This window comes from Actinoplanes sp. NPDC000266, from assembly GCF_042899005.1.
In the GTDB taxonomy this organism is placed as follows: domain Bacteria; phylum Actinomycetota; class Actinomycetes; order Mycobacteriales; family Micromonosporaceae; genus Actinoplanes.
The window spans coordinates 409,530-427,528 of record NZ_JBIAZI010000004.1 but is presented as its reverse complement, the minus strand read 5'-3'; the positions used below and the strand labels follow the sequence as shown (position 1 = coordinate 427,528).

Sequence of the window (17,999 nt, the reverse complement as noted above, 5' to 3'; positions counted from 1 at the left end):
CCGACGTACCCCGAAGGCTTTGATCTTTAAACGGGAGTGCGGACCGCTTGGAGGGTGTACGTGTGTGGCAGCCGGTTCGGCTTGTCACGCAACTGGAACTCACCGTCGCCGATGTCGTCCATCGTGCGCTCCAGCGCGTGCCACGGAACGCTGGTGTGCTCGACCAGGCCGGTGATGGTCATCCCGGCCTCGAGCAGGGCGGTCACGATCTCGCCCAGGCCGTGGTTCCACTCGTGGGTGACGTTGTGGGTGAAGGCGGTGTCCGTCTCGACGTACGTCCCGGCCTCCTCGTAGATCTGCGGAGCGGCCGTCTCGAAATAGGGCTCGGACAGGACGAGCAGGTCGTCGTCGCGCTCGTAGTCGAGGGCCCAGAGCACGGGATGGCCCTCCCGGATGAACAGGCGGCCGCCGGGACGCAGCAGGGCGGCGACCGTGCGGGCCCAGCGGCGGATGTCGGGCAGCCAGCACAGCGCGCCGACTCCGGTGTAGACGAAGTCGTAGCCGTCGCCGGCCGCGGCCACCGCGTCGTACACGTCCGACTGGACGAACCGGACATCGGCGCCGGCGAGATCGGCGACGCGCCGGGCCTCCTCCAGCGACTTGGGCGAGAAGTCGAGGCCGGTCATCGTGGCGCCCAGCCGGGAGAGCGAGACCGTGTCGGTGCCGATGTGGCACTGCAGGTGGATGCCGCGCAGCCCGGACACGTCGCCCAGCAGCGGCCGGTCGAAGCGGATGGTGTGGCTCAGGAAGGCGGGGTCGTCGGCGAGCTGGGAGACGGGGTAGCCGGAAGAAGCCGCGTGGGCGGAGGCCCGGTCGTCCCAGTTGGCCCGGTTCACGTCGCGGTAGTCGGTCACTCGGGCACGATATGCCGTCGCGGGCGACCCGCGCCTTACGTTTTCGCGCGGTGATGGCGTTGAATGTCATCTCATGGAGACCAGGCGGACGACGGTCCGGGACGTGCGCCGGGCGAACCGGGCGAGTCTGCTGACCGACCTGTTCCGCGGCGGCATGCAGAGCCGCCAGCAGCTCGCCGCCACCACGGCGCTGAGCCAGGCCAGCGTCAGCAACCTGATCGGCGAGATGATCGAGGAAGGCCTGGTCGAGGAGGCCGGCCTGGTCGGCTCCGACGGCGGCCGCCCCCGGGTGCTGCTGCGGGTGCGGCCCGGCTTCCGTTACGTGGTGGGCGCCGACGTGGCCGAGACCCGGGTGCTGGTGGAGCTCTACGACCTGTCGATGTCGCGGCTGGCCGCGGCCACCCTGGAGCACGACGACGATCCGGCGCAGGTGGCCGCGAAGCTGCTCGAAGGACTGGCCCGGGTCGTCGCGGAGGCCGGGATCGAGGAGAAGGACGTGCTCGGCTTCGGGGTGGGCGTGCCCGGCGTGGTCGAGGTGGACGACGGGGTGGTCGACTCGCAGTCGACCGGCTGGGACGCGGTGCCGCTGGGCGCGATGCTGCGGGCCGGCACGGGCGTGCCGGTCTTCGTGGAGAACGGCGCCAAGACCCACGGGCAGGCCGAGATGTGGTTCGGCGCCGGCCGGGGGGCACGGCACGCGGTCATCATCATGATCGGTACGGGGGTGGGCGCGGCCGTCGTCATGGACGGGCGCTCCTATCGGGGCGCGAACAGCAACGCCGGCGAGTGGGGCCACACCACGCTGATCTACGACGGCGACGAGTGCCGCTGCGGCGCGCGGGGCTGCCTCGAGGCGTACATCGGGGCCGACCGGATCGGCGCCCGGCTGGCCACGGCCCTCGGCGTGGAGCACACGCCGGAACTGCTGCCCCGCATGCTGGCGGGCGAGGAGCCGAGGGCGATCGAGGTGTTCGTGCAGGCGGCGGGATATCTGGGGGCCGGCATCGCCGACCTGATCAACCTCTTCAGCCCGGAACGCATCGTCGTCGGCGGCGAGACGGGCACGGCGTTCGCGGCCCGCTTCCTGCCCGAGATCCGGCGGGCCGCGGCCCGGCATGCGCTGCGCCGCCCGTACGCGGCAACCAGCATCGACGTGTGCCAGCTGGGCCGCGACGCCGTGGCGATGGGCGCGGCGACATTGCCGATCGCCCGGCTGCTCGCCGAGGGCGGCCTCCCCGAGCCACCGGCCGAGCCGATCATGGCCTTCCCGCCAAGACAACGCGCCCGCCGCTAGCCCCACGGCGTCGTGTCAAGCGGGCTCGGGGGCGCGGGTGGTTTCGCGCACCACGATGTGCCACTCGTGCTGGGGCGGGGCGTCGCGGCCCGGCAGGCCGAGGGCGGACCGGGCGCAATGGGCACCCTGGTCGCGCAGTGACTGGGACAGGGTGGTCAGCCCGGCCGGTGCGGCCGCGTCGCTGTCGTCCCAGCCGGTCACGGCCACGTCGGACGGGACGCTCAGGTTCGCGGTTGCTATCGCCCGGAGCGCGCCCAGGGCCAGTTCGTCGCTCATCGCGGCGATGGCGTCCGGCCGGTCGGCGCCGCGCAGCAGGTCGGCGGTGAAGGCCTCGCCCTCGGTGATGGTGTTGACCGGGCACACCGCGAACCGGAGCGGCCCGGCGCAGGCGTCCCGCAGGCCCTCCCATCGGTGGCGGGTGACCGGGAATCTGATCTCCGGCACCTCGTCGCGGGTCAGCAGCCGCCGGGTGCGGTCGCGGTCGAGGGGAAAGCCCAGCACGACCGGGCGCCGCGCGCCCTCGAAGGCCACCCGGCCGATCGCGGTGGCCGCGGCGCGGTCGTCGATGCCGATCACCGGCATGCCACGCCGGTGCGGGCCGGCGTGCACCACCGCGGGCAGGCCGGTGCCGGCGACCGCGTCCAGGACGGGGTCGTCGTCGCTGGTGGTCCAGACGACGAAGCCGTCGACGGCCGCCTGGGTGACCCGCTGGGCGTCGGACGGCCCGCCGGTGATCGGCACGAGCGTCAGCCCGACCCCCTCGGCCGCGCACACGTCGGAGACCCCGGCCAGGAAGCGGGCCGCCTGTGGGTCGTCGAAGGCGTAGCTCAGACGCTCACCCAGCACGACGCCGAGCGAGCCCACCCGTCCGCGGCGCAGCGAGCGCGCGGCCGGATGCGGTCCGGGATAGCCGAGCTGCCGGGCCGCCGCGTGGACTTTCGCCGCGGCCTCGGACGAGACCCGCTCCGGTCGTGAGTACGCGTACGAGACCGTCATCGGCGAGACACCGGCGGCACGGGCGACGTCGCTCATCGTCGGCCGTCGTTTCGGGTTGCGGGCGGGGCTGGTCACGCGCAGACTCTACTTGTGTATCGATACACAGATCAGCGGGAGTTCGTTCGGGACGCTCCGACCGTTCTCTCCTACGCGGCCCTGGGCGCCTACACCTTCTGGCTGTACGCCTTCGGGCCGGCCGTCACGTTGCTGCGCGACGAGCTGGACTTCTCGTACACACTGCTCGGCTTCTACTCCGTGCTGTGGTCGCTGGGCGCGGCGCTGGCCGGAGCCGGCTTCGGGTGGCTCTCCCGCCGGACATCCCGGGGCCCGCTGGTGTGGTGCTCGGCCCTGGGCGCCGTCCTCGGCGCGGCCCTGTTCACGCTCGGCCGGGGCGTTCCGGTCACTCTCGCCGCGGCCGTCGTCTTCGGCTTGGCCGGGACGATGCTGCTCGCCGCGCTCCAGGCGGTCCTGTCCGACCGGCACGGCCCGCGGCGGGAGCGGGCACTGACCGAGGCCAACATCGGCGCCGGCGCGTCCGCGGTCGTCGCCCCTCTGGTGCTGGGCGGCCTGGCCGCGAGCGCGCTGGGCTGGCGCGCCGCCTTCGCGCTGCCCGCGATCGTGCTCGTGGCGCTCTACCTGCGCTATCGCCGGCAGCCGCTGCCGTCCGTGTCCGCGCGCTCCCGGGCGGAGACCGGCGGAAGTCTGCCCCTGGCCTGCTGGCTGTTCGCGATCCTGACCGCGGTCAGCTCGGCCGTGGAGTTCTGCCTGGTCTACTTCGGCCCGCAGGTGCTGGTCGCCATCGGCCTGTCCGCCGCGGCCGCCGGCACCGCGCTGAGCGCCAACTACCTCGGGATCCTGGTGGGGCGTCTGCTCGGCGCCGGCCTCACCCGCCGTCCTGGGCGCGGCGTTTTCCTGCTGTACGGATCACTCCTGCTCAGCGGCGCCGGGTTCGCGCTCTTCTGGCTGGCCGATCGGCCCGCCCCCGCCGTCGCCGGCCTGTTCCTGTCCGGGCTGGGCATCGCGAATCTCTATCCGCTCGCGCTCGCGCTCACCCTCGACGCCGCCGGCGGGCGCGAGGACCAGGCCAACGCCCGCTCCCAGCTGATCCTGGGCCTGGTCGCCGCGGCCTCGCCGTTCGTGCTCGGCCGCCTGGCCGACCGGCACGGGCTCACCACCGCGTTCGCGCTGGAGCCCGTGCTGATCGGTGTCTGCCTGATGTTGCTGTGGGCCGGTCTGCGGGCGGTCAGGCCGAGCGCAGCGCGGTGATCGAGTCGCGCAGCCAGAGGGCGCTCTGCTTCGGGATCCGTTCCTGCGTCTCGTAATCCACCCGCACGATGCCGAAGCGCTTCGCGTAGCCCTCGGCCCACTCGAAGTTGTCGAGCAGTGACCAGGCGAAGTAGCCGCGGATGTCGGCGCCCTGGTCCCGGGCCGCGGCTACCGCCGCGATGTGTGACGACAGATAGGCCGTACGGTCGTCGTCGGCGACAAATCCGGACTTGTCGGCTACGTCGTCGAAGGCGGCGCCGTTCTCGGTGATCACCATCGGCAACCCAGGGTAGTCGCGAGCGAGTCGCGTCAGCAGCGCCGTGAACCGGGCCGGCGTGATCGGCCAGCCCATGGCCGTCCGGGGCGTGTCCGGCAGGACGGCCCGGACCACGGGCTCGCCGGCGGCATCGACCGTGTTCCCGTCGAGGTCGGTGCCGGCGAAGTCCTGGCCGAAGTAGAAGTTGACCCCGAGCACGTCGAACGGCTGCGAGATGATCTCCAGGTCGCCGTCCTGTACGGGCATCGCCGAACCGCGGGCGGCGAGATCGGCCACCACGTCGGCCGGGTACGTGCCGTGCCGCAGCGGGTCGAGGTACAGACGCAGTCCCATCCCGTCGGCTCGCCGGGCCGCCTCGGCGTCGACATCCGAGGAGGACAGCGGATCGGCCGTGCCCATGTTGAGCGTGATGCCGAAGGAGTGCGTGGACGACGGCATCGCCCGCAGCGCCAGCCCGTGGCCCAGCAGCAGGTGGTGCGTGGCCGCCAGGGACGCGTCGAAGTCGCGCCGCCCGGGCGCGTGCACGCCCACGTTGTAGCCGAGCCAGGCCGAGCACCACGGCTCGTTCAGCGTGGTGAACGTGCCGACCCGGTCCTTCAGCTTCGCGAAGACGATGGCCGCGTAGTCGGCGAACCGGTAGGCCGTGTCCCGGTTCGGCCAGCCGCCGGCGTCCTCCAGCTCCTGCGGCAGGTCCCAGTGGTAGAGCGTCACCCACGGGTCGATGCCGTTGGCCAGCAGCTCGTCGACCAGCCGGTCGTAGAAGGCCAGGCCGGCCGGGTTGGCCGGCCCGCGGCCGCCCGGCTGCACCCGCGGCCACGCCACCGAGAACCGGTAGCTGTCCACGCCCAGGCTCTTGATCAGCGCCACGTCCTGCGGCATCCGGTGATAGTGGTCGCAGGCCACGTCGCCGGTGTCGCCGTTGGCGACGGCTCCGGGCGTACGGCTGAAGGTGTCCCAGATGGACGGCGTGCGCCCGTCCTCGGCCACCGCGCCCTCGATCTGGTACGAGGCCGTGGCCACGCCCCAGGTGAAGGACGGCGGCAGGCCGGTGATCAGAGGCGCGAGTTCGGTTGCGGATGTCAACGGTTCTCCAGGGAAAGGTCGAGGGCGCCGGCGGGATGCTCGGCCGGGGGGTGAAGCCAGCAGGCGACCGATCGGCCGTTCGTGTCGGCGGGCGGACCCAGCACGGGGATCTTGGACGAGCACGGGTCGAACGCCTTGGGGCAGCGCGGATGGAACGAGCATCCGCTGGGCATGCCGGCCAGATCGGGTGGCGAGCCCGGGATGCCGGCCAGCTCGCGCTTCGGGCCGCGCAGGGCCGGGAAAGAGGCGAGAAGACCGGCCGAGTACGGATGCAGGGCGTCCCGGTAGATCGTCGCCGCCGGCGCCTCCTCGACGATCCGGCCCCCGTACATGATGGCGATCCGGTTGGAGAACTCCACCAGCAGCGACAGGTCGTGGGTGATGAAGATGACCGAGAAGCCGAGCCGCTCGCGCAGCTCGATCAGCTGGCCCAGGATCTGCCGCTGCATCACCACGTCGAGCGCGGTGGTCGGCTCGTCCATGATGACCACCTGCGGCTGGAGGATCAGCGCCATGCCGATCATCACCCGCTGGCGCATGCCGCCGGAGAGCTGATGCGGATAGGCGTCCATCCGGTCCGGCGAGATGCCGACCAGCTTGAGCATCTCGCGGGCCCGGGCGTTGCGGGTGTGCTCGCTCATCTTGGGCTCGTGGGCCCGGAGCACGTCGGTGAGCTGGGTCGAGATCTTGTGCACGGGGTTGAGCGAGTTCATCGCGCCCTGGAAGACGATGGCCGTCTCGGCCCAGCGGAACTGCCGCAGCTTCCGGTCGGAGAGCGCGAGGACGTCGTACGCCTCAGCGGAAGCGGGGTGATAGATGACCTCGCCGCCGGTGATGACGCCCGGCGGGGGCAGCAGCCGGGTCAGGCCGTAGGCGAGCGTCGACTTGCCGGAGCCGCTCTCGCCGGCCAGGCCGAGCACCTCGCCTCGGTGCAGCGTGAGGCTGACGTCGCGTACGGCATGAACCGCTTTGTCGCCGAGGCCGTAATCGACGTTCAGATTGCGGATCTCGAGTACCGGCTGACTCACGAGCGCTCGCCGCCTTTCGACGAAAGAACAGGGGTGAAACCGATCCGCATCCGTACGGTCCGGCCCGAGGCGGTCTTGACCTTGGTCTTGCCGGCGTTGCGCAGGCGCGGGCTGACGAACTCGTCGATGCCGAAGTTGATCAGCGACAGGGCGGTGCCGAGGAAGGCGATCGCGAGGCCGGCCGGCACGAACCACCACCAGGCGTTCTGCGCGAGCGCCTGCTGACCCTGGGCCCAGAACAGGATGGTTCCCCAGTTCCAGCCGTTGTTCGAGACGATGCCGATGAAGGCCAGGGTGATCTCGGAGAGCACGGCGAAGATGACAGTGCCCACGAAGCCGGAGGCGATCACCGCGGTCAGGTTCGGCAGCAGCTCGAAGCCGATGATCCGCCAGGTCTTCTCACCGGTGGCCCGCGACGCCTCGACGTAGTCGCGCCGCCGCAGCGACAGGGTCTGCGCGCGCAGCACCCGGGCGTTCCACGACCACGAGGTGAGGCCGATGACCAGCGCGATCAGGGTGTCGCTGGCGTTGTTCAGGATCGACGTGATGATGATCATCAGCGGGACGGCCGGGATCACCAGGATGACGTTGGCGAACGCCGAGAGCACGTCGTCGGTCTTGCCGCCCAGATAGCCGGCGCTCACGCCGATCAGCACCGACAGCACGGTCGCGATGACGCCGGCCAGCAGCCCGACGTACATGACGCTCCGGGTGCCGACCAGGATCTGGCTGAACACGTCCTGACCCAGGTGGGTGGTGCCGAGCCAGTGGTCGGCCGAGGGCGGCTGCACCAGGTCGTTGCCGCGGGCGCTCGGATCGTACGGCGCGATCCACGGCCCGATGATCGCGAAGAGCACGTACAGGCCGAAGATGACCAGGCCGGTGGCCGCCTTCTTGTTGCGGATGAAGGTGAACCGCTGCCGCTTGCGCTTGCTCGGGTGCGCCTCCTCGGGCTGGGCCATCGAGCCCTGCCCGGGTATCACCTGCTCGATGCTGGAGGTGGGGATCGTCATCGCTCAGCCCTCCTTGCGGGTGCGCGGGTCGAGGAGCAGATACGCCACGTCGGCCAGCAGGTTGGCGACCAGCACCGAGATGGTGATGACGAGGAAGATGCCCTGCATGAGCGGGTAGTCCTTGGCGCCCAGCGCCTGAAGGAGCGTGAAACCCAGGCCGGGGTACGAGAACACGATCTCCACCAGCAGCGTTCCGCCGACGATGAAGCCGAGCGACAGCGCGAACCCGGAGACGTTGGGCAGCAACGCGTTGCGGGCGGCGTAGCTGACCGCGACCCGCCGCTCGGACAGGCCCTTGGCGTGCGCGACGGTGATGTAGTCCTCCGACGCCACCGTCACCATCATGTTGCGCATGCTCAGGATCCAGCCGCTGACCGACGAGATCAGGATGGTCAGGGCGGGCAGCAGGCTGTGCTGGATGGCGCTCGGGATGAAGTACTGGTCCCAGGCCGGCACGAGGCCCGAGTCGAAGCCGCCGGACGACGGGAAGAAGCTGTCCGGTCCGGCCAGCAGGTAGATCGCGATGATGCCGAGCCAGAAGTACGGCACCGACGAGAAGAAGGTGGTGACCGGCAGCAGGCCGTCGGCCCACGAGCCGCGCCGCCAGCCGGCCAGCACGCCCAGCCCGGTGCCGAGCAGGAAGCTGATGATCGTGGTGATGCCGACCAGCATCACCGTCCACGGCAGGGCCTGCGAGATGACCTGCGAGACCGGGGCCGGGAAGAACGTGAAGGACAGGCCCAGGTCACCCTGGAAGATCTGCTTCCAGTAGTCGATGTACTGCTGCCACAGGCTTTCCTGCTTGTCCAGGCCGAACAGGACGTACAGCGACTGGATGGCCTCGGTGCTGAGCTGGCCGCGATATTTCGCGATGAGCGACTGTACGGGGTCACCCGGCACGAGGCGCGGGATGAAGAAGTTCAGGGTGATGGCGGCCCAGGCCGTGAACAGATAGAACGCGATGCGCTGGAGGAAATACCTCACTTGGCCACCTCCGCGGTGTCGTACAGCCAGCAGGCGGCCCAGTGATCGGGCGCGTCGCCGATCCGCAGCGGCACCGGCAGGTCGGTCGAGCAGCGCGGCATGGCGGCCGGGCAGCGCGGATGGAAGCGGCATCCGGTGGGTGGATGGATCAGGCTCGGCGGCTCGCCGTTGCCCCGGTCCTCGTCCAGCGGATCGAGGTCGCCGGTGAGCCGGTCCGGGTCGGGGGCCGAGTCGATCAACAACTTGGTGTACGGATGTGCCGGCGCCTGGGTCACGGTCTCGCTGTCGCCGCCCTCGACCATCCGCCCGGCGTACATCACCAAGGTTTGATCGGCGAAGTAGCGGGCCGAGGCGATGTCGTGGGTGATGTAGAGGATGGCCAGATTGAGGCGTTCCTTGAGATCCCGCAACAGGTTCAGTACACCGAGCCGGATCGACACGTCCAGCATGGACACGGGTTCGTCGGCCAGCAGGGCCTCGGGGCGGGCGCCGAGCGCGCGGGCGATGGCGACCCGCTGGCGCTGGCCGCCCGAGAGCTCGTGCGGGAACTTGTCCAGATAGCGCTCGGGTGGGGTGAGGCTGACACTGGTCAACAATTCCCGCAGGGCGGCGTCGAGGTCCTCGGCGTTGCCGTGGATCTTCAGCGCCCGGGTCAGGTGATAGCGGATCGTGTGCACCGGGTTCAGCGAGGCGAACGGATCCTGGAAGATCATCTGGACCCGGGCCGCGTACTCGCGGAACGGCCGGCCGCCCTTCACCTTCGTGGTCTCGCCGTGCAGCCTGATGTCGCCGGCGGTACGGGGATGGAGCTGGGCGAGCAGGCGGGCCACCGTGGACTTGCCCGAGCCGGACTCGCCGACGAGGGCGACCACCTGGCCGCGGCGGAGGGTGAGGTTCACATCGTCGACGGCGTGAACCGCTTCGTGCTCCTTGCGGAAGATCTGTCGTAGTTGCCGTCGTACGGGGAAGTGCTTGGTCAGGCCTACCGCCTCGAGCACCACCTCGCCGGAAGGAGCCTCGGCTTCCTTTGTCGACGTCATGCGCTTGTTCCTTCGTTGAGGTGCCGCTCCCCGCGGACGGTGCGGGGAGCGGCAGGTCGAGCGTCAGGCGCCGGCGGGCTTGAGCTTCAGGACGATCTGCAGGGCGTACGGCTGGGTCGGCTGCGCGCCCGAGTACGGGTCGGCGTCGGTCGGCCAGCCGGTCCAGTTCTTGTCGCTGTAGGCCGCGCCCACGTTGTCGGCGCCGACCGGCAGCATCGGGGCCTGCTCGACGAAGATCTTCTGGATCGTGTTCATCTGCTTGGTGCGCTCGGCGTCGCTGGTCGCGTTGGCGTACGCCTTGAGCGCGGCCGTCGCCTCCGGGCTGTTGAAGCGGCCGAAGTTGCCCTGCTGGGCGGCGGTGCCGATCGGCTTGGTGAGGGCGCCGTCCATGACGGTCTGGTAGATGTCGTACGGCGTGGCGCCACCGTTGGTCCAGCGCATCGAGGCCTCGAAGGCGCCCTTCTGCACGTTGGCGTCCCACACGTCCTGGTTCGGCTTCTCGACCGTGGCCTCGATGCCGATCTCGGCGAAGTTGCTCTTGATGATCTCGAGCGTGGTCTGGTAGTCCGACCACGGCGCCGGGTCGCTGAGCTTGATCTTCACGGGCTTGCCGCTCGGGTCGCTCAGGGTCTTGCCGTTGAGCTTGTAACCGGCGCTCTGCAGGAGAGCCTTGGCCCCGTCGACGTCGACCGAGAACTCCTTGCCCTTGTACTCCGGGGCGATGTACGCGTCACCGGCGCCCGGCGGCAGACCGGTCACGCTCTTGATCTCGGGGTGGAAGTAGCCGGCCTCGGCCTGGTTGAAGATGTCGGTCCGGTTGATGACCATGTTCATGGCCTGGCGCAGCTTCGGGTCGTCGAACGGCTTGACCGTGGTGTTGATGTACAGGCCGTGGATGCCGAGCACGCCGGGGGCCCACAGCTTGTGGTGCGCCGGGTCCTTGGCCACAAAGGTCTGCTGGGCGTTGGGGATGAAGACGAAGCTCCACTCCGACTCGCCGTTGGCGAGGGCGGTGGCCTGGGCGCTGTTGTCGGCGTACGAGACGTACCGCAGCTCCTTGACCTTGGGCAGGTCCTGCCAGTAACCGGAGTCGCGGACGCTGAGGGTGACGCCGGCCTGGGTGAAGGACTTCAGCGTGTACGGGCCGGAGCCGATCGGGTTCTTGTTGACGTCGGTGGCCGGGTCGGAGATCTTCTCCCAGACGTGCTTGGGGACGATCGGCGTGTTGGCCAGGATCTTGTTCTGGTTGACGAACTGCGACGACTTGAAGGTCAGCTTGACGACGTTGCCGTTCGCGGTGATCTGGTCGTACGGCACGGCGTACTGGTTGAGCGCGTCGTTGCCCTTGATCAGCGTGTACGTGTAGACGACGTCGTCGGCGGTCAGCTTCTGCCCGTCGGACCAGGTGGCGCCGTCGCGGACGGTGACCTCGACCGACTTGTAGTCGTCGGCCCACTTGACCGAGCTGGCCAGCCACGGGGTGGCGGGGTCGGCTGGCTTGACCGGGTTCCACTGGGTCAGCGGCTCGTAGATCATCCACTTGTAGCCGAGGGCGTTGGCCGAGGAGGTGCCGGCGAACGGGTTGTGGTTCTCGGTCTGCGTGCCGTTCGGCATGCCGATCTTGAGGAAGTCGACCGACGACTTGTTCGCGTTGTTCGCGTTGTCGGCGTTCGGCGAGTCGCCGCATGCCGCGAGCCCGCCGGTGGCGAGCGCGCTCGCCAGGGCGACCGCGAACAGTTTCCTTCTCTGCATCACGAATCTCCTCGATAAATCGCGTTTTATCCGGTTGGAGCGGTGCTGGGCTTGGCGCAGGTGGAGCGGTGGTGGTTCGTTCCGCTTGGGGCGGGCGGAGCGGTGGCCGACTTGTCCGCATGGGGCGGAGGGTCGGGCGGGATGACGGCGGGGGTCGGGTGGGGGAGGGCGTGCGGCATCGCGGCGCCGGCCAGGGGCGGGCGTCGTGGGAGCGATGGGCGCAGGGGACTGTCGCCGGCCGTGGGCCGGCGTTTCTGTTATGGGGTAAGGCTTTTAGAGGGTGGAGGAGCGAGGGGTGAAGGTGGTGGGAATGACGGTGGGGCGGTTGGGCAGGGGTGTGCCCTCGAAGTGGCCGAGCAGCGCGCGTGCCGCCGCCTCGCCCATCTCGCGCAGCGGCTGGTGCACCGTGCTCAGCGGCGGCTGGGTGTGCGCCGCGGTCGGTATGTCGTCGAAGCCGACCACGGCGACGTCCTGCGGCACCCGCTTGCCGTGGTCGAGCAGCTCACGCATGGCGCCGATGGCGGCCAGGTCGTTGTGCGCGAACACGGCGTCGAAGTCCACACCGGACTCCAGCGCGGCCCGGACGCCGGCGGCGCCGGCGGCGGTCGTGAAATCGCCGGGATGCACCCGGTCGGTGGTGATGGGGTGCCCGGCCTCGGCGAAGACGTTGGCGAAGCCGGTGAACCGCTGCTGGGTGCAGCCGAAGCGGTCCGGCCCGGTCACCATCAGCGGCCGGGTGCGGCCGATCTCGAGCAGGTGGCGCGCGGCCGACCCGGCGCCGTCGTGGTTGGTCGTCCCGATGCTGGGGATCTGGCCGGACGCCTGGTGGCGGTCGTCGATGAGCACCACCGGAAGTCCCCGTGCGTGCAGCGTGGCGATGTAGTCGAGGGTGCCCTCGGGCTCGATGACCAGCAAGCCGTCGAACGACTTGGCGGACACCTGCGCGCCGAACTGGCGCATCGACTCCTCGCCGCGGTTGCAGGTGAACAGCAGCAGGCCGTACCGCTCGGTCTCGAGCACGTCGACCGCGCCCTGGATGACCTCGCCGATCCACGGCCAGGTGAGCGACGGCACGAGCATGCCGACCACCCGGGTGCGGCCGCGGGCCAGGCCGACGGCGCGGGCGCTGGGCACGTAGCCGAGCTCCTCGATCACCGCGCGGACCCGCGCCGCGGTCGACTCGTCCAGCTCGCCCTTGCCGTTGAGAACCCGGGACACGGTCGTCTTGCTGACCTTGGCCCGAGCCGCGACATCGGCGATGGTGATCGGCACTTGTCCTCCGTCTGGTGAAGCCGCTGAGTCACCGGTTCTTTGCCTGGAGGTTTCGGAACCGGTTTCGGGAGCGGTTCCGGCAGTTAACGCCAGTGAGGCCGGTCACGTCAACGGTGTCAAATCAATATTTAGGTTTCAGTGCGATTACGGCCGTCGATGGGAGCGCTCCATTGACGAGCATCAGGACGAAACGGTCGCAACCTTCGATGCGAGATGGGGCAGCACGATGCCCAATGGGGCATCGACGACGACCCCCGCGTACGGCTCGCCGCGCGTCACGCCGCGGTTGACGATCGCCACCCGGATGCCGTCCTTGACCGCCCGCAGCACGAACCGGCGGCCCGACATGACGGTCAGCGAGGAGCCCAGCACCAGCAGGGTGCGCGCGGCGGCGACGAGGCCGAAACTGCGCGACACCCGCTCGGGCGGCACCGTCTCACCGAAGTAGACGACGTCCGGCTTCAGCATGCCGCCGCAGGCCGTGCAGTCGACCACCGCGAAACCGTCGAGCTCGGCGTCGTCCAGCTCGACGTCACCGTCCGCGTTGATCGCCGTGGCCACGCCCTCGAAACGCGGGTTGGCTTCGTCCAGGCGCGCCGCCATGTGGGAACGCGGCGTCAGGTCGCCGCAGTCCAGGCAGACGATGCGAGCCAGGTTGCCGTGCAGCTCGACCACGTCGCGGGCGCCGCCGGCCTGATGCAGACCGTCCACGTTCTGCGTGATGACGCCCTGGACCGCGCCCGCCTCCTGCAGCCGCGCGACCGCGCGGTGCCCGTCGTTCGGGCGGGCCTCACCGATCGTGCGCCAGCCCAGGTGGCTGCGCGCCCAGTAGCGGCGCCGGGCGATCGGGTCGCGGGTGAACGTCTGATAGGTCATCGGCGTCGAGCGCCGGGCGGAGCCGGACGGGCCCCGGTAGTCCGGGATGCCGGAGTCGGTGGAGAGCCCGGCGCCGCTGAGCACCACCACGCCGCCCTCGGAGATCCAGTCCTCGAGCTCGGCCACCTGCCGTACTACCTGTAGGTCCACACTTAATAGTCCCTCTTTCGGTGAACAGAGTGTCAGCGGCGTAACTCTTGCGAGCCCGTGCGCGTTTCCGCCCGATTCGGTACGTTGAACGCGTGGCAGCAGTGACGCGTGTGCTCCCCCGTCATTGGGACGGGCGCCGCCTCCTGCGCTTCCTCACGGGGCTGGCCATGCTCGCGCTCGCCTTCACGGTCCCCGCGACCCCGCCGGTTGCGCCGGCTGCGCCTGTCGCGTTTGTTTCCTCCGTACGGGCTGAGGCCGCGACCCGGGCGCCGACGGCGACTCTCGTCGCCGATCCCGCGCCGGCGCCTCCCGTGACCGTGCCGGCGCTGATCGCGGCGACCGTGATCGTGCTGCTCGCCGGCGTCGCCCTCCGGGTCCGCCCGGTCCGCGGTCCGCCGGCTCTCTGAAGCCTCTTCTGCCGCGCCTGTCGTAAGTCACCTTTCCTATATCCGCCCACGAACCGATCGTGAGGTTGCGATGGAAACCGCCCTGGAAAGCTTCTTCGTCTCCCTGCCCCTGGCCGTCGCGCTCTGGCTGTTCCTGCTGCTCGGCATCGCGATCGCCGTCGCCGCCATGGCGATTCCCCGGCATGCGCCCGCTCCTTCGCCGGCCGAGGCCGAGGCCCAGCGCTACGCCGACGAGGTCACCGTCGCGGCCGGGCGCGCCGCCGCGACCGCCGCCCGCAGCCGTGCCGAGTGGGAGGCCACTCAGCGCGAGCTCGACGAGGCCTGGCAGGCCTTCGACGCCGCCGACCAGGCGGCCGCGCGCACCACCCGGGCCGGCGCCTATCCGCTGATGAGCCGCCGCCGCAAGCCCGGCGAGAACCAGGTGCGCCAGCGCTACCTGCACCACGCGGCCACGGCCGCCTGCCGCAACCGCGAGATCTCCATCGCCCAGCTCAACGACGTGCTGGCCCACCGCGGCTGGAACCCGCGTCTGCACCCGGTCGTCCAGGAAGCCGCGCTGCGCAACGCGATCCGCGCCCACCGCCTGGCCGAATACCAGGCCCTTCAGGAGCGTGAGCGCGAGCTGTGGGAGACCGCCGAGAAGGACGCCGACGCCCTGCGCGTCCTGCGGTCCGAGGCCGCCACCGCGATCGCCCGCGCCGGTGTGCGCCCGCGCCCGGCCGACGAGCAGTGGTTCGCCGACCAGTGGTCCACCGGCGAGATTCCAGCCACCGCTTAGTAATCCGCTGTGCCCTGCTTGGGGGCCGCAGTGGGCGGGTACGGTAGCCGGGCAGGCCGATTGAGAGGGCAGGAGGGCCGGCGTGGCGACAACCCCGGCAGGGCAGCCGCCGGTGATCCGGATGCACCGGGCCGCCCGGGTGGAGGACGCGCTTCACGAGATCGTCGAACGCCGGCTGCGTAACCGCGGCTGGCAGCCGGTGATCACCGCGTACACGGGGTACGGTGCGCCCGGCTGGGCCCGCGTGATGGCCCGTGTGGTGCTCACCCGGGGACCGCAGCGGAGCAAGAGGCTGGAGAAGGTGCGCGGCTGGCGCAGCTTCACGACCTCACCGGTCAACGGCGCCATCGTCAAGATCCAGGTCGGTGACAGCATCACCGAGACCCGCACCGACCGCAGTGGCTACGTCGACTGCCGGGTCAAGGGCGACCTCGAGCCCGGCTGGGGCAAGGTGCGGCTGTTCACCGAGGGCGCGGCGCCGGCCGAGGCGCCGATCCGCGTGGTCGACCCCGAGTGCCGCTTCGGGCTCATCTCCGACATCGACGACACGGTCATGGTCACCGCCCTGCCCCGTCCGCTGCTGGCGGCGTGGAACACGTTCGTGCTCGACGAGCACGCCCGCATGGCCGTGCCCGGCATGGCCGTGCTCTACGAGCGCCTCATCACCGCGAACGCGGGCGCGCCGGTCTTCTACCTCTCGACCGGCGCGTGGAACGTGGCGCCCACCCTGTCGCGCTTCCTCTCCCGCCACCTCTACCCGGCGGGCCCGCTGCTGCTGACCGACTGGGGGCCGACCCCCGACCGCTGGTTCCGCAGCGGCCAGGAGCACAAGCGCGCCACCCTGCAACGGCTCTCGCAGGAGTTCCCCAAGATCCGCTGGCTGCTCGTGGGCGACGACGGCCAGCACGACCAGGAGATCTACTCCGAGTTCGCGCACGCCCATCCGGACAACGTGGCCGCCGTCGCCATCCGCCGTCTGTCACCCACGCAGTCGGTACTGGCCGGCGCGGTGCCCGGACCGTCGGGCGATCCCGAGGCGGTCGGCTCCGGCGGCAAAACCTGGTTCTCGGCGCCCGACGGCGCCGGCCTGTGGTCCCTACTCCGTGACACCGATGTTGTCTGAGGTGGCGGCCTCGGCCACCCGCTGGTGCAGCCGATCCCGGATCTCCTCGGGTGTGTACTGCCGGCGGCGGCGCTCCGCCCGCGCGACAACGGCGCCGGTCGCGGCGACTCCCGCCAGACCGGCCAATCCCACTACTTTCCACCAACGCATCACCCGAGGATAGACACGTGGACGCCGCCATCAGCCTCGACGAGGCCATCGAACTGACGCGCACCGGGGACATCTGGATCTTCCGGGGACGATCCGGCCCTGACCGGGCGATCCAGACGCTGACCAACAGCCCCGTGAACCACGTCGGCATGTCGATCGTCATCGAGGACATGCCACCCCTGATGTGGCACGCCGAGCTGGGCCGCTCCCTGCCCGACCTGTGGTCCGGCACGTTCCAGCGCGGTGTCCAGCTGCACGACCTGCGCGACGCGGTCACGGTGTGGGCCCAGCGCTACGGCCAGCGCGGCTGGCTGCGCCAGCTCGAGCCCGGCGTCACGCCCGCGATGGAGGACAAGGCCCTGAAGACGGTGGCCCGCCTCGACGGCACGCCGTTCCCGTCCTCGGCCCAGCTGGCCTGGCGCTGGGTGCGGGGCCGGGTGCCCCAGATCCGCCCCCGCTGGCGCCTGCGCGGCGGCAACGGCCCGGCCGACGACTCGGCCCTCGAGACGGCCTACTGCGCCGAGGTGGTCGCCGTGACGTACGAGGACATGGGTCTGCTTCCCAAGGGCCGTCAGCCCAACTGGTACGACCCGGGCCGCTTCTGGAGCGGCGACGAGCTGGAGATGTGCGCCGGCTTCTCCCTCTCCGACGAGATCCAGGTGTCGGTGCCGGCGAACTAGACGGCGGTGCCGGGCGGCGACTTGAGATGCTCGCCGGCCTCGGCCGGACAACCGCCCCGCTGGTCGCGCCGGGCCAGGGCGGCGTAGCGGATCAGGTCGATGTTGACGCCGGCGGCGCCGCTGGGGTCGTGCACGCGCAGGCGTACGTCCAGACTGACCTCGGTTCCGGCCCAGCCCCGCGCCTCGACGTTCAAGTGGGCGATCTTCTGCGATCCCAGGTGCGGCATGTAGGCGAGCGGGGCCAGACTCACCTTGTCGGTGCCGAGAGCGTTGAGTTTGGACCGCTTCTTGGTGTCCGGGCGCTCGACCAGATTGCGGAAGTCCTCGGTGCCGCCGAGATTGACCTGGTACGAGCTGGTCAGCGTCAGCCCGCGCTCCTCGAGCAGGCTCAGCAGGGCGTGATGCAGCACCGAGGTGCCGAACTGGCTGGCCAGGTCGTCCCCGATCAGCGGCAGCCCGGCGTCCTCGAAGCGCCGCAACAGGTGCGGGTCGCGGGCGACCGGGTCGGCGGTGGTGTTGACGAACGCGACACCGGCCCGCAGGGCGGCCTCCGCGTACGCCGACGCGATGTCCGGCCGTCCGCTCGGCGCGGAGTAGAGCACGACCTCGGCCCCGGCCAGCTCGGCCGCCACCCGCTCGATCCCGCCGGAGTCGACCAGCCCGCGGCTGACCGTCACGCCGCTGAGCGGCAGCTCGCCGTCGAGGCGGGGGAAGTTGTTGGGCGCTTCGAAGATCGCCTCGTGCAGGTCCCGGCCGACCTTGGCCCCGGACAGCGCGAACGCGCCGACGATGTCGATGTCACCCACACCGAGGCCGCCGATCTCGGGCCGGTGGATGCCGACGAGGCTTCCCGTACGCCGGTAGAAGCCGATGCCCTGCACAAGCGCCGAGGTGTTGTTGCCGACCCCGACGACCGCGACCCTCACCCTCTCGATCATGGCTGGAGGGTAGCGGCTCCCTCCTGGGCGGGGTCGAC

At 70.6% G+C, this 17,999-nt stretch carries 18 protein-coding genes; 6 read left to right on the top strand and 12 right to left on the bottom strand.

The window, feature by feature from the left end; all coding sequences use genetic code 11:
• Positions 1-26: 26 nt before the first annotated feature.
• Positions 27-854 (bottom strand): class I SAM-dependent methyltransferase, encoded by an 828-nt coding sequence (locus ACFY36_RS18550; protein WP_499747192.1) that lies wholly within the window; start codon positions 852-854, stop codon positions 27-29.
• Between the two features lie 73 nt (positions 855-927).
• Here ACFY36_RS18550 and ACFY36_RS18545 point away from each other — a divergent pair, with 73 nt between their 5' ends.
• Positions 928-2,148, top strand: coding sequence for an ROK family protein (locus ACFY36_RS18545; protein ID WP_499747191.1), 1,221 nt, complete (start codon positions 928-930; stop codon positions 2,146-2,148).
• 15 nt (positions 2,149-2,163) lie between these two features.
• On the opposite strand, the gene ACFY36_RS18540 is transcribed toward ACFY36_RS18545, so the two are convergent.
• Positions 2,164-3,219: a LacI family DNA-binding transcriptional regulator gene (locus ACFY36_RS18540; RefSeq protein WP_499747190.1), complete on the bottom strand. Its 1,056-nt coding sequence runs from the start codon at positions 3,217-3,219 to the stop codon at positions 2,164-2,166.
• 15 nt (positions 3,220-3,234) lie between these two features.
• On the opposite strand from ACFY36_RS18540, the gene ACFY36_RS18535 reads away from it, so the two are divergent.
• Positions 3,235-4,410: an MFS transporter gene (locus ACFY36_RS18535; protein ID WP_499747189.1), complete on the top strand. Its 1,176-nt coding sequence runs from the start codon at positions 3,235-3,237 to the stop codon at positions 4,408-4,410.
• Here the strand turns inward: ACFY36_RS18535 and ACFY36_RS18530 are convergent.
• The 8 genes from ACFY36_RS18530 to ACFY36_RS18495 form a co-directional block, all read right to left on the bottom strand.
• The gene (locus ACFY36_RS18530) at positions 4,388-5,770 is read right to left on the bottom strand and encodes a GH1 family beta-glucosidase (protein WP_499747188.1); all 1,383 of its coding nucleotides are present in this window, start codon (positions 5,768-5,770) and stop codon (positions 4,388-4,390) included. The genes ACFY36_RS18535 and ACFY36_RS18530 overlap by 23 nt on opposite strands.
• On the bottom strand, positions 5,767-6,798 hold the full coding sequence (locus tag ACFY36_RS18525; protein WP_499747187.1) for an ABC transporter ATP-binding protein: 1,032 nt from the start codon (positions 6,796-6,798) through the stop codon (positions 5,767-5,769). The genes ACFY36_RS18530 and ACFY36_RS18525 overlap by 4 nt, the downstream gene beginning before the upstream one ends.
• Complete coding sequence (locus ACFY36_RS18520) at positions 6,795-7,811, bottom strand: ABC transporter permease (protein ID WP_499747186.1); 1,017 nt, start codon at positions 7,809-7,811, stop codon at positions 6,795-6,797. Before ACFY36_RS18520 ends, ACFY36_RS18525 begins: the two co-directional genes overlap by 4 nt.
• Positions 7,812-7,814: 3 nt before the next feature.
• A complete protein-coding gene (locus ACFY36_RS18515; protein WP_498690326.1) occupies positions 7,815-8,795 on the bottom strand; it encodes an ABC transporter permease in 981 nt (326 codons plus the stop codon).
• Positions 8,792-9,835, bottom strand: coding sequence for an ABC transporter ATP-binding protein (locus ACFY36_RS18510; protein ID WP_499747185.1), 1,044 nt, complete (start codon positions 9,833-9,835; stop codon positions 8,792-8,794). Before ACFY36_RS18510 ends, ACFY36_RS18515 begins: the two co-directional genes overlap by 4 nt.
• Before the next feature lie 63 nt (positions 9,836-9,898).
• Positions 9,899-11,587, bottom strand: a complete 1,689-nt coding sequence (locus ACFY36_RS18505; protein ID WP_499747184.1) for an ABC transporter substrate-binding protein — start codon at positions 11,585-11,587, stop codon at positions 9,899-9,901.
• 273 nt (positions 11,588-11,860) lie between these two features.
• The gene (locus ACFY36_RS18500; RefSeq protein WP_499747183.1) at positions 11,861-12,859 is read right to left on the bottom strand and encodes a LacI family DNA-binding transcriptional regulator; all 999 of its coding nucleotides are present in this window, start codon (positions 12,857-12,859) and stop codon (positions 11,861-11,863) included.
• A gap of 180 nt (positions 12,860-13,039) precedes the next feature.
• Entirely contained in the window at positions 13,040-13,885 is an 846-nt protein-coding gene (locus ACFY36_RS18495) for an NAD-dependent protein deacetylase (RefSeq protein WP_499747182.1), read from the bottom strand.
• Positions 13,886-13,977: 92 nt separating this feature from the next.
• Here ACFY36_RS18495 and ACFY36_RS18490 point away from each other — a divergent pair, with 92 nt between their 5' ends.
• The 3 genes from ACFY36_RS18490 to ACFY36_RS18480 all read left to right on the top strand — a co-directional run bounded on the left by ACFY36_RS18490 (position 13,978) and on the right by ACFY36_RS18480 (position 16,193).
• A complete protein-coding gene (locus ACFY36_RS18490; RefSeq protein ID WP_499747181.1) occupies positions 13,978-14,292 on the top strand; it encodes a hypothetical protein in 315 nt (104 codons plus the stop codon).
• A 70-nt stretch (positions 14,293-14,362) separates the two neighbouring features.
• Positions 14,363-15,070, top strand: coding sequence for a hypothetical protein (locus tag ACFY36_RS18485; protein ID WP_499747180.1), 708 nt, complete (start codon positions 14,363-14,365; stop codon positions 15,068-15,070).
• 121 nt (positions 15,071-15,191) lie between these two features.
• A complete protein-coding gene (locus ACFY36_RS18480) occupies positions 15,192-16,193 on the top strand; it encodes an App1 family protein phosphatidate phosphatase (RefSeq protein WP_499747559.1) in 1,002 nt (333 codons plus the stop codon).
• Here ACFY36_RS18480 and ACFY36_RS18475 read toward each other — a convergent pair.
• Complete coding sequence (locus ACFY36_RS18475; protein WP_499747179.1) at positions 16,167-16,343, bottom strand: hypothetical protein; 177 nt, start codon at positions 16,341-16,343, stop codon at positions 16,167-16,169. The genes ACFY36_RS18480 and ACFY36_RS18475 overlap by 27 nt on opposite strands.
• A 17-nt stretch (positions 16,344-16,360) precedes the next feature.
• Here ACFY36_RS18475 and ACFY36_RS18470 point away from each other — a divergent pair, with 17 nt between their 5' ends.
• The gene (locus tag ACFY36_RS18470) at positions 16,361-17,023 is read left to right on the top strand and encodes a hypothetical protein (protein WP_499747178.1); all 663 of its coding nucleotides are present in this window, start codon (positions 16,361-16,363) and stop codon (positions 17,021-17,023) included.
• On the opposite strand, the gene ACFY36_RS18465 is transcribed toward ACFY36_RS18470, so the two are convergent.
• The gene (locus ACFY36_RS18465; RefSeq protein ID WP_499747177.1) at positions 17,020-17,961 is read right to left on the bottom strand and encodes an inositol-3-phosphate synthase; all 942 of its coding nucleotides are present in this window, start codon (positions 17,959-17,961) and stop codon (positions 17,020-17,022) included. The two genes, ACFY36_RS18470 and ACFY36_RS18465, sit on opposite strands and share 4 nt — an antisense overlap.
• Positions 17,962-17,999: the final 38 nt, after the last annotated feature.